The sequence below is a fragment of the Trichocoleus sp. FACHB-46 genome (genome assembly GCF_014695385.1).
Classification (GTDB): domain Bacteria; phylum Cyanobacteriota; class Cyanobacteriia; order FACHB-46; family FACHB-46; genus Trichocoleus.
In genome coordinates this window covers 137,811-152,289 of sequence record NZ_JACJOD010000034.1, presented here as the reverse complement: position 1 = coordinate 152,289, position 14,479 = coordinate 137,811, and the positions used below count along the sequence as shown (strand labels likewise).

Annotated in this window: 13 protein-coding genes; 9 read left to right on the top strand and 4 right to left on the bottom strand. The window is 50.3% G+C overall.

Annotated elements, in window-relative coordinates; translation table 11 throughout:
- Nucleotides 1-367: 367 nt before the first annotated feature.
- The gene (locus tag H6F72_RS22510; RefSeq protein ID WP_190441082.1) at nucleotides 368-1,693 is read left to right on the top strand and encodes an S-layer homology domain-containing protein; all 1,326 of its coding nucleotides are present in this window, start codon (nucleotides 368-370) and stop codon (nucleotides 1,691-1,693) included.
- Between the two features lie 128 nt (nucleotides 1,694-1,821).
- Here H6F72_RS22510 and purE read toward each other — a convergent pair whose 3' ends face one another.
- On the bottom strand, nucleotides 1,822-2,340 hold the full coding sequence (purE, locus tag H6F72_RS22505; protein ID WP_190441079.1) for a 5-(carboxyamino)imidazole ribonucleotide mutase: 519 nt from the start codon (nucleotides 2,338-2,340) through the stop codon (nucleotides 1,822-1,824).
- 80 nt (nucleotides 2,341-2,420) lie between these two features.
- On the opposite strand from purE, the gene nagA reads away from it, so the two are divergent.
- The 5 genes from nagA to H6F72_RS22480 all read left to right on the top strand — a co-directional run bounded on the left by nagA (nucleotide 2,421) and on the right by H6F72_RS22480 (nucleotide 5,992).
- Nucleotides 2,421-3,602 (top strand): N-acetylglucosamine-6-phosphate deacetylase, encoded by a 1,182-nt coding sequence (gene nagA, locus H6F72_RS22500; RefSeq protein ID WP_190441077.1) that lies wholly within the window; start codon nucleotides 2,421-2,423, stop codon nucleotides 3,600-3,602.
- Nucleotides 3,603-3,876: 274 nt separating this feature from the next.
- A complete protein-coding gene (gene bchM, locus H6F72_RS22495; protein ID WP_190441076.1) occupies nucleotides 3,877-4,563 on the top strand; it encodes a magnesium protoporphyrin IX methyltransferase in 687 nt (228 codons plus the stop codon).
- A gap of 82 nt (nucleotides 4,564-4,645) precedes the next feature.
- Nucleotides 4,646-5,050 (top strand): hypothetical protein, encoded by a 405-nt coding sequence (locus H6F72_RS22490; protein WP_190441074.1) that lies wholly within the window; start codon nucleotides 4,646-4,648, stop codon nucleotides 5,048-5,050.
- A gap of 47 nt (nucleotides 5,051-5,097) precedes the next feature.
- A complete protein-coding gene (locus tag H6F72_RS22485) occupies nucleotides 5,098-5,550 on the top strand; it encodes a hypothetical protein (RefSeq protein ID WP_190441073.1) in 453 nt (150 codons plus the stop codon).
- Between the two features lie 61 nt (nucleotides 5,551-5,611).
- On the top strand, nucleotides 5,612-5,992 hold the full coding sequence (locus tag H6F72_RS22480) for a DUF423 domain-containing protein (protein ID WP_190441072.1): 381 nt from the start codon (nucleotides 5,612-5,614) through the stop codon (nucleotides 5,990-5,992).
- Nucleotides 5,993-6,149: 157 nt separating this feature from the next.
- Here the strand turns inward: H6F72_RS22480 and H6F72_RS22475 are convergent, their stop codons facing one another.
- Nucleotides 6,150-6,965, bottom strand: coding sequence for a YebC/PmpR family DNA-binding transcriptional regulator (locus H6F72_RS22475; protein WP_190441071.1), 816 nt, complete (start codon nucleotides 6,963-6,965; stop codon nucleotides 6,150-6,152).
- Nucleotides 6,966-7,083: 118 nt separating this feature from the next.
- Here H6F72_RS22475 and H6F72_RS22470 point away from each other — a divergent pair, with 118 nt between their 5' ends.
- Both H6F72_RS22470 and H6F72_RS22465 read left to right on the top strand, forming a co-directional pair.
- Entirely contained in the window at nucleotides 7,084-8,427 is a 1,344-nt protein-coding gene (locus H6F72_RS22470; protein WP_242017075.1) for an ABC transporter substrate-binding protein, read from the top strand.
- Between the two features lie 24 nt (nucleotides 8,428-8,451).
- The gene (locus H6F72_RS22465; protein ID WP_190441070.1) at nucleotides 8,452-9,870 is read left to right on the top strand and encodes an ion transporter; all 1,419 of its coding nucleotides are present in this window, start codon (nucleotides 8,452-8,454) and stop codon (nucleotides 9,868-9,870) included.
- A 36-nt stretch (nucleotides 9,871-9,906) separates the two neighbouring features.
- Here H6F72_RS22465 and H6F72_RS22460 read toward each other — a convergent pair whose 3' ends face one another.
- A complete protein-coding gene (locus H6F72_RS22460) occupies nucleotides 9,907-10,413 on the bottom strand; it encodes a hypothetical protein (RefSeq protein WP_190441069.1) in 507 nt (168 codons plus the stop codon).
- 149 nt (nucleotides 10,414-10,562) lie between these two features.
- On the bottom strand, nucleotides 10,563-11,000 hold the full coding sequence (locus H6F72_RS22455) for a DUF4265 domain-containing protein (protein ID WP_190441067.1): 438 nt from the start codon (nucleotides 10,998-11,000) through the stop codon (nucleotides 10,563-10,565).
- A gap of 453 nt (nucleotides 11,001-11,453) precedes the next feature.
- Between H6F72_RS22455 and clpB the strand changes: the two genes are divergently transcribed.
- Nucleotides 11,454-14,081, top strand: a complete 2,628-nt coding sequence (gene clpB / locus H6F72_RS22450; RefSeq protein WP_190441066.1) for an ATP-dependent chaperone ClpB — start codon at nucleotides 11,454-11,456, stop codon at nucleotides 14,079-14,081.
- Nucleotides 14,082-14,479 lie beyond the last annotated feature (398 nt).

The window sequence follows — 14,479 nt, the reverse complement described above, 5'->3', positions numbered from 1 at the left end:
TAGGAATGTCATCAAGAGGTAATAAAGTTTTGGATGAAACTGTGGCAATTACTAGAAAAAGACCAATAGGTTCTTAAGCAAACTCAACAGATTTGCAAGCGATCGCTTCTTTAAAGAGAGCAAACAGAAGGGCGATCGCCCCTCTTCCTATATCCAAAGAGCGATCATAAATTGAGCTGGGAACTCAGAAGAGAATTGTGCTTCTAAGTAAGTGAATGGGTCGCGATCGCTACTAGATGATGGGCAATCGGATGAGCATTCCTGCTGAGAAGGTCAATATTACTCCATCGGATAGTAACGTCTGAGGCGAGAAAAAAGATAACCTTCAGGCAGACATAGCAAAAAAGAATTCATGAGGTGGATGGTGATGACTGGTTTCTCTCGCTGGACTGCAAAAAGTACAGCACTACTGGCTTTGGGATTAACAACGGTTGTAGCTGCGCCTGTAGTGGCACCCATTGTCATGACAGCCCCGGCGAGTGCGGCTGAACTCTCCGATGTACGCGATCATTGGGCTCGTCCATTTATTGAAAAACTGGCAGATGAAAACATCATTACTGGATTCCCTGATGGCACCTACAAGCCAAACCAGGCAGTAACCCGCGCCCAATTTGCTGCGATCGTCCGGAAAGCGTTTAACAAAGATCGAATTCGTAGCTCTCGGGGCTTTGCCGATGTCTCCAGTAACTATTGGGCAGCTAGCGCGATCGATGCGGCTTATGAAACAGGTTTTCTCTCCGGTTATCCCAACAACCAGTTCCGTCCTGACGAGCAGATTCCACGGGTACAGGTCTTAGTTTCCCTATCCAGCGGTCTCACCCTGAAAGCAGACCAAGCCACTGCTAGTACTCTCGGTGTGTATGCAGATGCGCGGCAAATTCCGACCTATGCTACAGAAGGAGTTGCAGCAGCCACCGAAGACAACATTGTGGTCAACTATCCCAATGTCAGCTATCTCAATCCGAATGATGTAGCAACCAGAGCCGAAGTTGCCGCCTTTGTTTATCAGGCTTTAGTTAAATCAGGCCGACTCCAACCATTGGCGACTCAGATCGATGTGAATCGCTATATCGTCAAGAGCAACACCTCTGGTACCAATGCTAACACTGGCGGCCAACCTCCTAGCACTGGCACCCAAACTACCCAAAACCCAGAGTTACGCATCGCTCAAGGCACTAAAGTCAACGTCAAGTATGAAGCCTCAGACAAAGTGGTGGTGGCTCCAGGCGAAAGCATCAATATGACAGTGACCACCGCTAGTGATATTAAAAACTCTCAGGGTAAGGTGCTCGTTCCAGCGAACAGTCGTCTGGAAGGTCAGCTAATTCCTCGTTATAGCGGCTCTACATTCCTAGGTACGCAGTTTGTGGCGCAGCGTTTGTTGGTCGGTACCCAAACCTACAACAATCTCAATGTCACCTCTCCTTTAGTGACTGCTAAAGCACCTGAGGAGGCGAAGCGCCAAAGCTTGGAGGATACCGCAATTACCGCAGCTGCTCGGACGATCGCCGATACCGTCTTAGGGAGATCTGTGAAACCAGCGGATATCCTCACGACAATTTTGACGGGGAGAACTCCTGGTACCACCCCAACAACTAACACTCAAAATCAGTTGGTGATTATTGATCCAGAAACCGATCTGCCACTGACGTTTGGTTCTGACTTTTATCTAAGTGCGATCGCTGGTTCTTAGAACCCTTGGGGGCGCTTGCCCCCAAACCCCCACTGAAGGACGGCTGCGTCCTCCAGTCCTCCTCCAGAAGGAGTTATGTATATGATGTGTCACTTAGTTGTGTCAGATGTTGCATCAAATCAGGTAGGTTACATCTCCTTTAGATATTGTTGATAACCTACTTGATCCAACTTGGCTTGTTTCTCCATCACCATATCCTTGAGAGATTGACGATATTGTTGGACTTGCTCTAGCAGCGTGGGATTGGAAGTGGCGAGGATTTGAACAGCCAACAATCCGGCGTTTTTGGCATTACCGATCGCGACGGTAGCGACAGGAATTCCGGCGGGCATTTGCACAATCGAGTAGAGCGAGTCTACACCTTGGAGATTGCGAGTAGCTACAGGAACCCCAATCACAGGTAAGGGAGTGAGAGAGGCAACCATACCGGGTAAGTGAGCCGCTCCTCCCGCTCCAGCGATGATGACTTTGATGCCGCGCGTGTGGGCTTGCTGGGCGTATTCCACCATGCGTTCTGGGGTGCGGTGCGCCGAGACGATGCCGACTTCACAAGGCACACCGAATTCTTCGCAAACGGCGATCGCGGCTTGCATGGTGGGCAAATCGGAATCACTGCCCATGATGATGCCAACTAAAGGTTGAGTCATTGAGATTTTGGATTTGAGATTTAGGATTTTGGATTAAGTTAGAACTTGCGGTTTCAGTATTGCAACTCTCAATCCAGCACATGGATATTATCAAGGCGCGGGTGCCTGGTCACCTAGGAATCCAACATATTCACATCGAAGACGGCATTATTCAACGAGTCGAACCAATGGGGCAGTCCGTAGCAGGCATCATCCCCATTCATGAACCCTTGCTAGATGCAGGCGAAGACTGGATTTCCCTCGGTGGAGTTGACCTGCAAATTAACGGAGCCTTGGGGTTAGCCTTTCCAGACCTTGCCCCAGAGCATTTCGACAAACTCGCTGAAATTTGCCAGTTTCTTTGGCAGCAGGGCGTAGACGGTTTTCTCCCCACCATCGTCACCACCTCTGTAGAGAACATTCAGCGATCGCTCGACACCATCGCCCAATTCGTCGAGCAGATCCAACCTTCTCAAACGAAAGCCGCCCAAATCCTGGGTGTCCATCTAGAAGGCCCATTCCTCAACCCTGAAAAACGTGGTGCCCACCCTTCCGAATACCTGCTGCCCCTCACCATCGAGCAAGGGAAGCGAGTGTTAGGTGACCACTCCCCCATCGTCAAAGTTATCACCCTCGCCCCCGAACTTGACCCCACCGGAGACGCAATCGCCTACCTGCGCTCCCTCGGCATCACCATCAGCCTCGGTCACTCCCAAGCCACCGTTGTCCAAGCGCAACAAGCCTTTGCCCAGGGAGCCACAATGGTCACCCACGCCTTCAACGCCATGCCCAGCCTGCACCACCGCGAACCCGGACTGCTAGGAGCTGCGATCGCCAACCCACAAGTACAATGCGGCTTCATCGCCGACGGCCAACATGTCTCTCCCATCATGCTTGACCTCCTGCTAAGAGCTAGCCACTACGACCAAGGGCTGTTTTTGGTGAGTGATGCCTTAGCTCCCCTGGGTCTACCGGATGGCATTTACCCCTGGGACACGCGCAAAATCGAGGTAAAGCACGGCACTGCAAGACTTCTAGATGGCACCCTATCTGGAACAACCTTGCCCTTGTTAGTTGGCGTACAAAATTTGGTGAAATGGGGCATTTGCAGTGTAGAACAAGCGATCGCCCTAGCCACCACCGCACCCAGACGTGCGATCGGTTTGTGGCAAGAATCAGCAGGAGAGCATTGTCCCTACCAAGGCCAGCTCGCTAGAAATTTACTGCGCTGGTCATTCGATTCTGAATCTCAAAATTTAGTGTGGCAGCGAGTAGAGACCTAACCCCCAGCCCCTTCCCTCGCAGGGAAGGGGAGATGAAGAGAGAAAACACAATTTCGAAACCCTAACAGGCCAACTCGTCTGGAGGGGGACTGGGGGACGCAGCCGTCCCTCAGCGGGAGTTTGAGGGCAGGTGCCCTCAAGGCTCGGATTCACCAAGTGTCACCAAGAGCATCAGAGACCCGCGATCGCCCTACCAAAACTATCGCGCTAAGAACAAATCATCATAGGATTGAGAACTGTAGTCTGTTGAAACCCAGTAAATAGAACCAAATTTATGAACGTGGTGGATGATAAAACCGTAGTCCGTGAGTACTTCAACGCAACCGGATTTGACCGCTGGCGACGCATTTACGGCGATGGAGAAGTTAACAAAGTCCAGCTCGACATTCGCATTGGGCATCAACAGACCATTGATCACGTCTTGGGCTGGCTCAAAGCCGACGACAACCTTTCCCAAATCACCGTATGCGACGCAGGCTGTGGAGTCGGTAGCCTCAGCATCCCTCTAGCAGAAGCAGGCGCTAAAGTCTTCAGCAGCGACATCTCCGAAAAAATGGTCGAAGAAGCTAAAGAGCGCGCTGCCACCGAACTCGGCCAAGGCACTAACCCTACCTTTAGTGTTCAAGACCTCGAAAGCCTCAGTGGCAGCTATCACACCGTCATTTGCCTAGACGTGTTGATCCACTATCCACAAGACAAAGCCGCTGATATGATCGCGCATCTGAGTTCCCTGGCAGAATCGCGGTTGATTCTCAGCTTTGCCCCCAAGACCCTCGCCTACAGCCTACTCAAGAAAATTGGCGACTTTTTTCCTGGCCCCAGCAAAGCCACTCGCGCCTACCTGCACCGAGAAGCAGACGTAGTGAAAATCCTGGAAGCCAATGGCTGGAAAATTGAGCGCAATGCCATGACCAAAACCCGCTTCTACTTCTCCCGCCTCTTGGAAGCCGTGAAAAAATAAGCTTCAAAATTCGATAAAGTCACAGGCAAGGGCGATCGCGACAGGCTAGAATCTCGGCTAGCTCGATCGCCCAATCAAAACTATGAAGCTGGTTAAAAAAATTGCTGCTGGTATTTTGCTGCCCTTTGGTTTAGCAATCGTTATTCTGGCAACCGCCGACCTCCTCAACAAAAATTCCACTGCCGATAGTAAGGAAGGCTCAGCTGCTATCCTAGTTCTCTTTGGCCTCCCTAGCTTGGGTTTAGGCAGTTGGTTTGTCTGGGATCTAACTCAAAAGAGTCGAGCCGAAAAGCGCGATCGCCTGCAAGATGCTTTCTATCAGCTCGTAGAAGCCAATGGTGGCAAAATTACAGTTCTGCGATTTGCCAAAGAAGCAGATTTATCGGGTGCTGAAGCCAAGCAGTATTTGGAAGAAAAAGCTAAAGAATTTAACGCCAGTTATGATGTCAACGAACAGGGAGACATTACCTATCGCTTCACGTTTTAGCCGATCACCTATAGTTTTGATGCATGGGATGAGGGCAGCGCATTGACATGAAACTGCTCAGGAAATTAGCTTCAGGGTTTCTGCTCACTTGGGGATTTTTGTTTCTGATCGTCCCTATCTCGGTGCTGCCTGACAAAAATGCTTCTCAGGAAGACAGAGATCAGGCGATCGGTTGTTTGGTAGGTGGCATCCCCGTCACTGCCTGGGGTGTTTGGTTAGCTTACGGTCTTTATCGCCAACGAGAAAAAGAACAGCGCGATCGACTACAGGGCATCTTTTATCAGCTACTCAAGCAAGGCAATGGTTCTGTCACTGTTCTGGAGTTGGCAATGGAAGCCAAACTCTCTGGAGCGGATGCGAAACAGTATTTAGATGCCAAAGCGAGAGAATTTGGCGCTACGTTTGATGTCACCGATCGCGGCAGTATTGCTTATGAGTTTGACCTGAAAGCCGTGAATTTGTTCGAGCCTGCCTCAGCTCCACTCAACTCCGAGAACTAGCGATCGCTTCAGTGAGCTAGGCTCGCTAGCATGAAGCGTAGATGTGTTTGAGAGGATGGGCATGGTTCGCATTTTTTTGGCGATCGCGGCAATTTTGGCAGGTTTAGCGGTGGCGGCTGGGGCGTTTGCTTCTCATGCTTTGCGAGATAAGCTGAGCGATCGGGCTTTAGAGATTTTTGAAACTGCTTCGCGTTATCAGATGTATCACGCCTTAGCTTTGTTGTTGGTGGCAGTGTTGCTGACTCAGGTGGCGCTCCCCTCTACTTTGTTGAATACAGCGGGATATGCGTTTTTGGTGGGGATTATGCTGTTTTCGGGCAGTTTGTATGCGTTGAGTCTTTCTGGGGTGAAGTGGCTGGGCGCGATTACTCCCCTTGGTGGTGTGGCGTTTTTGATTGGTTGGGGATGTGTAGCGGCTGCGGCTTGGAGTTTTAAGTTTTAGTTTATTGAAAACCAAGACTTGAGGGCACCTGCCCTCAAACTCCCGCTGAGGGACGGCTGCGTCCCCCAGACCCCCTCCAGACGAATTGGATGGTTGGAGGTTCGAGATTGTCTTATCTCCCCTTTCCTTATAGGAAAGGGGCTGGGGGAGAGGTTCCTCAAGCCATCGTTACTGACATCAAATCCTCTGCCATCTCGAAGTTGGCGGTGACGTTTTGGACATCGTCGGAGTCTTCCAGGGCATCCATGAGTTTCAGGAGCGATCGCGCTTGGTCGGGGTCAGTGACTTCCATTGTGTTGTTGGGAATCCAGCGCAGTTCGGCTTGTTGAACGTGGTAGCCCTTGTCTTTAAGGACTTGACTGAGGTTTTCCAAGTTGGCGACTTCAGTGAATACTTCTGCACCTTCTGCTTCATCGACCTGGGTCAGCTCGTAGAATTCGGCTCCACCTTCTAGGGAGGCTTCTAGCAAGGCATCTTCATCAATTTGGCTACTGGTGGCGTTGCGATTACGTTTCCGTCCTTCCTCAGCGGGGGCAGCAGTAATGGTGACTACCCCTTTTTGGTCAAACATCCAACTGACACATCCGGTTTCACCTAGGTTGCCGCCGTTTTTACTGAAGGCTTCGCGCATATCAGCAGCGGTGCGGTTGCGGTTATCGGTCAAGGCTTCGATCAGCACTGCCACACCACCAGGGCCATAGCCTTCGTAGCGAATGGCTTCTAGGGCAGCATTGTCAGGGCCGAGTTTGCCTGCTCCTTTGGCGATCGCCCGGTCAATGTTGTCGTTGGGGATTCCGGCGGCTTTGGCTTTCTCGATCGCGGTACGGAGCTGGAAATTACCGTTGGGGTCAGGCACGCCGCTTCGGGCTGCTACAATAATCTCTCGCGAGATTTTAGTGAAGACTTTGCCTTTCACTGCATCGACTCTGGCTTTTTGGCGCTTGATATTGGCCCACTTACTATGTCCTGCCATAAAGGTGAGGTCAGACTGAAACCGTTAAAACTGCAATTGAATTGACTAGCATCGATGTTAGCAGAGGCTTTGCATCCACTACATTAGTTAGGTTGAGCGATCGCAACATCAAAAAGCTATGGGTAGAGTGTGGAGGCAGTGCTTACGGGAATGCTGGCAATTGGCATGGATGAGAAATGCCGTCGTGATTGTGCTCCTAGTGCTGAGTGTATTGGGGTGGTTTGACTGGAAACCTACACCTGCGATCGCCGCTCCTACCTCTCCTCAGGTGACACATCTGACGCTGTGGCAAGGCGTGAATCCCCCTCCCAACCGTGATGTGTTGCAGAAATTAGTCGATCGCTTTAATCAAACTCACATGGATATCCAGGTTGATTCGATTTATGTCGGGCAACCAGATGAGCAGATGCCCAAAATCCTTGCGGCTGTGGTAGGGAATTCAGCGCCTGACATGCTCTGGTTTGCACCGATGATTACTGGGCAGTTGGTGGAGTTGGATGCAATTCGGCCTCTAGAGCAGTGGTTGGATCAGTCTCCTCTGCGCGAGCAAATTGCGCCTACTTTATTTGAAACGATGGAACTAGAAAACCATCTCTGGTCGATTCCCTTTGGCACCAACAATGTCGGCATCTTCTATCGCCCCAGTTTGTTTCAAGCCGCTGGTATTACTAAGCTACCTCAAACATGGGAAGAGTTGCGGCAGGTAGCGCAGACTTTAACCCGTGATACCGATGGCGATCGCCGTTTAGACCAACATGGCATTCTGCTCCCTCTGGGCAAAGGTGAGTGGACCGTATTTAACTGGTTGCCGTTTATGTGGAGTGGCGGGGGAGAGCTCACTGAGGCAGGCCAAGCCAATCCTGCAACGGTGAATCTGGCAAACTCAGGCGCGATCGCGGCTCTGCAACTCTGGCGTGACTTGCTAGATGACGGTTCTGCGGTTCTATCCCTACCCGAACGCGGTTATGAACTCGATGGTTTTCTCGCAGGCAAAGTCGCGATGCAACTCTCTGGCCCTTGGACACTAGGACAACTGCAAGCCACTGGAGTTGATTTTGGCGTAATTCCCATTCCCACGGAGGCTAGACGGGCTACGGCGAGTGGTGGGGAGAATCTGTTTTTCTTCAAAAGCACCCCAGAGCGAGAACAAGCTGCGTTGACGTTTGCGGAATATGTGTTGAGCGAGGAATTTCAAACGCAATGGGCTTTAGGAACAGGCTATTTACCCACCAATCTCAAGGCTCGGCAAAATCCTACCTATCAACAGTTTGTCTCGCAACAGCCTGCGGTCAGCGTATTCTTAGAACAAGCTCCCTACGGGCGATCGCGACCAATTTTTTTCGGGTACAATCGCGTCTCTGAACAGTTAGGGCGGGCGATCGAAGCGGTTTTACTAGGGAAGGGTACCCCCGAAACAGCCTTAACCGAAGCTCAGCGTCGTCTCAGTTTAATTTTTCACTAAATCTAACTATTCCAACCCGCCAACATGCCGCCACGGAGTTTTAAATCCCGTCTCGATCGCTTTATCCACGCTCCCCAAACGGAAATCGGCTTGGCGTTGCTGATTTTGCTCTCCGTGCTGTTGATAGTGGCTGGGATTGTCGTAGAAGATCCAGGGCCTAAGTACCATCTAGTACGTTATTTAGAAGAGCTGCTCACGCTGGTTTTTATTGTTGAGCTGGCGATTCGCTACTACATTGCCCGCAACAAGCAACGCTTCTGGCGCAACTACTGGCTCGACATCATTGCAGTGATTCCCTTTCCGCCAACTCTGCGAATCCTACGCCTCTTACGGCTGCTACGTTTGCTACGAGTTGGCATTCTCGTAAACCGCAACTTGTACCGTCTCTCAGCCAGATCAAATGTGAGCTTAGGAGCACAACTGGGTCTGCTGAGCATCGTAGGGCTAATTGTGCTGGTTGGGGCACTGGCGATCTATCTGCTGGAGGGGAACCAAAACCCAGCCTTTAATTCCTTGGAAGATGCACTTTGGTGGAGTTTCTTCACCTTGGTTTCGGGAGAACCGATTGGCGGAGAACCAACCACTAATGCTGGGCGTTTGGTGACTCTAATCGTGATGATTGGCGGGTTAACGCTGTTTGCGGTGCTTACAGGTGTAATCTCAGCCGTTATGGTGCAGCGCTTGAGAAACGTGATAGAGGCAAAATACTTGGAACTCGATGAACTGCGAAAGCATATCGTGATTTGTGGCTGGAATCGTAGTGGTTCTTTGCTGATTGAGGAACTGCAAGCTGATCCAGCCATGCGCCACCGACCAATCGTAGTGGTGGCGGAATTCGGTGAAACACCAGAACGAGATCTCAAACGCATCGATCGCTCCCTCATTCATTTTTATGTGGGCGACTACACCACCATTGATGTCTTGGAAAATGTGGGGATTTATCATGCCTCCCGCGCCATCCTGCTGGCCGATGCCACCCATCCCCGCAGTGACCAAGACCGAGATGCCCGGACGGTATTGGCAGCATTGACAATCGAGAAATTGCAACCAGGGATCTACACCTGTGCTCAACTGCTCGATCGCAAAAACAGTGTGCAACTGCGAGTTGCAGGCGTGGAAGATGTGATTGTAGCCGATGAACTGGCGAGTCACCTGATCGCTACATCCGCCCGTAACAAAGGCTCGGTGGATATGATGTCTGAGCTGTTAACCGTACAGATCGGCAACCAAATCTATAAAATCTCAGCTCCAGAATCCTGGCGAGGAATGACCTTTTGGGCCGCATCAGAACGATTAAAAGATGAGTTTGATGCCATTCTAGTGGCAGTAGAACAAAAGGTAGAGGGACGACGCAAGACTTTGGTAAATCCTCCCAAAACCGAAGCGCTCAAACTCGGAGACAACTTAATTGTGATTGCGCGATCGCAACCCCAACTAGACTAATCCAAAACGTAGACCTCATTTCCTGAGCCAAGCATTCTATTCTTGCAGGCTCTGTCTTTTGTAAATTGTTGGAATTGCGATCGCCATCAACATCACCAGGTTGGCAGTCCAAAACAGGGCAATGCTACCGAAGCCAACCCAGGCCAAACGAGATAAGGATAGCTGGGTGACTCCATTCATTAATTGCCATAACCGAAAAGCAGTGTAACAAAAGCCAATGGGCACTACAACACTCGGAACTAGCCACTGGCTAAACACACGCTCAGAGATTAACTGCACCGCAACGACCAGTAAATAACTCCCCCAGAACATCAGGGAGGCGGGTTGTCCCCAGGACTGAACACATAAGGCGATCGGCAATAAAACCCCAACCACTAAGGCTAACTTGACCCACCACCTCAGAAATGACACTTGCTGTTCACTAAATCCAATTTCTGCTGAGAAGGGAAGACGTTGAGCCTTCACCCCAAATACATAGGCGATCGCTAAGCTGGTTACAACCAGAATAAAAAGCGTAATAACTAGTCCGTTATTAACTGCCACAACCTCTTCTACTCCTCCAAATGCACAGCGGTTGCTTGGTACAAAAATGTGTTTCCATCATGGACTGCGGGATACAACACAGAGGAAAGCACCAACATCTATTATTACCAAACGACCGCCAGCTACTCGTCGGCAGATAGGTCTTCCGCCTACTCGTCGAAACAGAGTAAGCCTTCTTCTTCTTTAGCTCGCAAGAAGTCTCTCGCCCATTCGTAGTCACTATCGGGGGGTATATTGAACATATAGCATTTGAAGGCAGGTTTCTCGTACTGGATACCCCGTTGCCTCAATTCAATAATGATATCAACACAGTCATCCTCTGGTGCTTCATCACTAAAAATGACACGAAGAGTTTGATTGCCACTTCGTCTCACTAACTCCTTAATCAGCGGACGCTCGCCCGGTAATTCCTCACATCGAACAATGTCTTCTACATTCAGATGTCTAGCACAGACAGGAATATTTTGTAACTCATAGAGCTGATCTCCCAGAGCATACGCCCATAATCCTTCTCCTGCCGCACTTTCGTCATCCTCCGGAAGAATGTATACAATTTTGACAAGCTTAGGCTCCTGATTAAAAGTCATTGCTCACTCCAAATGAATACTTGAAGATTGTTCGCTACTCAAAACAGACTTAATGCATTGCTATCCAACTATTAATTAGATTGACCTACTCCGGGTTAATTTTTTATAGAGCGGATATGCCGAAAACAATCGGGCTACTTCCCAATCAGATGAATATGCCGATGCTTTTTCTACACAAGGCTCTTATTGAGCTGATTACACGGAATTGTTCAGTGTTGCTTGGAGTTAATTTTCTACCTATTAGGCCAAAAATAGGATTGGACAGAATGTTAATTAAAGGCGCGATCGCCAGCGTCATGCTGTGATCCAGGTTGGCTTGTTGCTGCAGACTTGGAACGGTAATACCCCTATATGAAGACGTAAACACCGATCCTGCTGGATACGCTGAGTTGCTTACAATGACTGTAACTAGCTGAGTGTATATATTTACTGATTAGAGGGGGATCGTGCAGTATGCAACCAACCAATCCCAATCAATTTACCGAAAAAGCGTGGGAAGCGATCGCTCAGACACCTGAGGTCGTCAAGCAAGCCCAGCAGCAGCAAATCGAGACGGAGCACTTGTTCAAGTCACTGGTAGAACAAGAAGGACTCGCCAGTAGCGTCTTCAGTAAGCTGGGCATCAGCGTGCAGAAGTTGCGCGATCGCACCGAAGAATTTATTAAGCGTCAACCCAAAGTTTCCAATAGCGGTTCTGTGTACTGGGGTCGTAGTGCCGATACCTTGCTCGATCGCTCTGAAGGCTATCGCAAAGAATTTGAAGACGACTTCATTTCGATCGAACACTTGCTCTTGGCCTACACCCAAGACGACCGCTTTGGTAAAGCGCTGTTCCAAGAATTTAAACTAGACACAGCCAAGCTACGCAGCACGATTGAGCAGATTCGAGGAAGCCAGAAAGTGACCGACCAAAACCCAGAAGGGAAGTACGACTCGTTAACTAAATATGGCCGTGATCTGACAGAATTTGCTCGTCAAGGCAAGCTCGACCCTGTGATCGGTCGAGACGACGAAATCCGTCGGACGATTCAGATTTTGTCTCGCCGCACCAAAAACAACCCTGTCCTAATTGGGGAACCCGGTGTGGGTAAAACCGCGATCGCTGAAGGCCTAGCTCAGCGGATTGTGAAAGGGGACGTACCCGAATCATTGCGCGATCGCAAGCTGATTGCTCTGGATATGGGTGCTCTGATTGCGGGTGCCAAATACCGAGGTGAATTTGAAGAACGTCTCAAAGCGGTTCTGAAGGAAGTCACTGACTCCAACGGCACTATCATTCTCTTCATTGACGAAATCCACACTGTAGTGGGTGCAGGGGCGACCCAAGGCGCAATGGATGCGGGTAACTTGTTGAAGCCGATGTTGGCTCGTGGGGAACTGCGTTGTATCGGTGCCACCACCCTGGATGAGTACCGCAAGTACATCGAAAAAGATGCGGCGCTAGAGCGGCGGTTCCAACAGGTCTACATCGACCAACCGACTGTCGAAGATACCATCTCGATTCTGCGCGGCTTGAAAGACCGCTACGAAACGCACCACAACGTCAAAATTTCTGACAGTTCTCTTGTAGCTGCGGCTACACTTTCCACACGCTACATCAGCGATCGCTTCTTGCCCGACAAGGCGATCGACCTGGTAGACGAAGCTGCCGCCAAGCTGAAGATGGAAAGCACCTCCAAGCCAGAAGAACTGGACGAAATCGATCGCAAGATTTTGCAATTGGAGATGGAGCGGTTATCGCTGCAAAAAGAGAGCGATATTGCTTCTCGCGATCGCTTAGATCGACTAGAGAGAGAACTGGGCGACCTTAAAGAAAACCAAAGTCGCCTCAACGCTCAATGGCAAGGAGAAAAGGAGATCCTCGATCGCCGCAAAGCTCTGAAAGAAGAGATCGATCAGGTGAATGTGGAAGTTCAGCAAGCCGAGCGTGAGTACGACCTCAACCGAGCTGCGGAGCTGAAGTACGGCAAATTGACCGAGCTGCAACGACAACTGGATGAGATTGAGGCAAAACTGGCGGATACTCAAACCAGTGGGCGATCGCTGCTGCGTGAGGAAGTGACTGAAGCGGATATCGCGGAGATCATTTCTAAGTGGACGGGTATCCCCCTGAATAAGCTGGTTGAGTCGGAGATGCAAAAGCTTCTCCAATTGGAAGAAGAACTGCATAAGCGAGTGGTAGGTCAACAGGAAGCGGTGACAGCCGTAGCTGATGCGATTCAACGTTCTCGTGCAGGTTTGGCTGACCCCAACCGCCCAACTGCTAGCTTTATCTTCCTCGGCCCTACAGGTGTCGGTAAGACCGAACTCGGCAAAGCACTAGCTTCTTACCTGTTTGACACCGAAGACGCAATGGTGCGGATCGATATGTCGGAGTATATGGAGAAGCACTCTGTGTCTCGTCTGATCGGTGCGCCTCCGGGATATGTGGGCTATGAAGAAGGCGGTCAACTCACGGAAGCGATTCGCCGTCGGCCTTATTCGGTGATTCTGTTTGATGAGATTGAGAAAGCGCATCCGGATGTGTTTAACGTGATGTTGCAAATCCTCGATGATGGCCGTGTCACCGACTCTCAAGGTCGCAAGGTAGACTTCAAAAACACCATCATCATCATGACCAGCAACATTGGCTCCCAGTTTATCCTCGACGTGGCAGGAGATAACTCTCAGTACGAAGAGATGCGGAGCCGTGTGCTGGATGCAATGCGAAGCAACTTCCGTCCAGAGTTCCTCAATCGGATTGATGAGATCATCATCTTCCATCCACTCGATCGCAGCGAACTCCGCGAGATCGTCAAGCTGCAAGTTCAGCGGTTAGAGCAACGCCTGAGCGATCGCAAGATGTCTCTCAAGTTATCCGACAGCGCCCTCGACTTCTTAGCGGAAGTAGGATACGACCCTGTCTATGGTGCTCGTCCCCTCAAGCGAGCTATCCAACGGGAACTAGAAACCCAAATTGCTAAGGCAATTCTCCGCAGCGAGTTCACAACTGGCGACACCATCTTTGTCGATGTCGAAAACGAACGGTTAGCCTTCAAGCGCTTACCTGCCGAGTTACTAGCCGCTCAGCCTTCTAGCTAATGCTCTAGTTAGGCGCTAGATAAGGCGATCGCTATTGAACTCTCATAGTCCTCCCCCTCAGCCTTTCTCAAAGCTGGGGAGGGGACTTTTTTATGGCTCACAATTTGAAATCGGTGGAGCTAGAGGGGCGATCGCTGATTTACTTTCTACCTAACGTTGCCCATCACCCGCCGCAGATGCCCTCTGCATCAAACTAATAATTTTTTGGCAGTCGGTGTGCATGGGCGTCATCAGCCTGCGATCGCTTCATAGCTTTCTACCAACAGCGTCAGAATCACCTCGTTGTACCAGGAACCATCCACCCAAGAACCGTGAACTAATAGGCTACTTTCGATTGTGCCCATAAGTATTTCCACAAACACAGAGTTGGTCACAAAGCATTTTCGATAGAGTCAGCC

What these genes read in the sequence shown, in the direction of transcription:
- H6F72_RS22510 (WP_190441082.1), top strand. Translation starts at nt 368, where the DNA reads ATGACTGGTTTCTCTCGCTGGACTGCAAAAAGTACAGCACTACTGGCT.
- purE (WP_190441079.1), bottom strand. Translation starts at nt 2,340, where the DNA reads ATGACTCAACCTTTAGTTGGCATCATCATGGGCAGTGATTCCGATTTG.
- nagA (WP_190441077.1), top strand. Translation starts at nt 2,421, where the DNA reads ATGGATATTATCAAGGCGCGGGTGCCTGGTCACCTAGGAATCCAACAT.
- bchM (WP_190441076.1), top strand. Translation starts at nt 3,877, where the DNA reads ATGAACGTGGTGGATGATAAAACCGTAGTCCGTGAGTACTTCAACGCA.
- H6F72_RS22490 (WP_190441074.1), top strand. Translation starts at nt 4,646, where the DNA reads ATGAAGCTGGTTAAAAAAATTGCTGCTGGTATTTTGCTGCCCTTTGGT.
- H6F72_RS22485 (WP_190441073.1), top strand. Translation starts at nt 5,098, where the DNA reads ATGAAACTGCTCAGGAAATTAGCTTCAGGGTTTCTGCTCACTTGGGGA.
- H6F72_RS22480 (WP_190441072.1), top strand. Translation starts at nt 5,612, where the DNA reads ATGGTTCGCATTTTTTTGGCGATCGCGGCAATTTTGGCAGGTTTAGCG.
- H6F72_RS22475 (WP_190441071.1), bottom strand. Translation starts at nt 6,965, where the DNA reads ATGGCAGGACATAGTAAGTGGGCCAATATCAAGCGCCAAAAAGCCAGA.
- H6F72_RS22470 (WP_242017075.1), top strand. Translation starts at nt 7,084, where the DNA reads ATGGGTAGAGTGTGGAGGCAGTGCTTACGGGAATGCTGGCAATTGGCA.
- H6F72_RS22465 (WP_190441070.1), top strand. Translation starts at nt 8,452, where the DNA reads ATGCCGCCACGGAGTTTTAAATCCCGTCTCGATCGCTTTATCCACGCT.
- H6F72_RS22455 (WP_190441067.1), bottom strand. Translation starts at nt 11,000, where the DNA reads ATGACTTTTAATCAGGAGCCTAAGCTTGTCAAAATTGTATACATTCTT.
- clpB (WP_190441066.1), top strand. Translation starts at nt 11,454, where the DNA reads ATGCAACCAACCAATCCCAATCAATTTACCGAAAAAGCGTGGGAAGCG.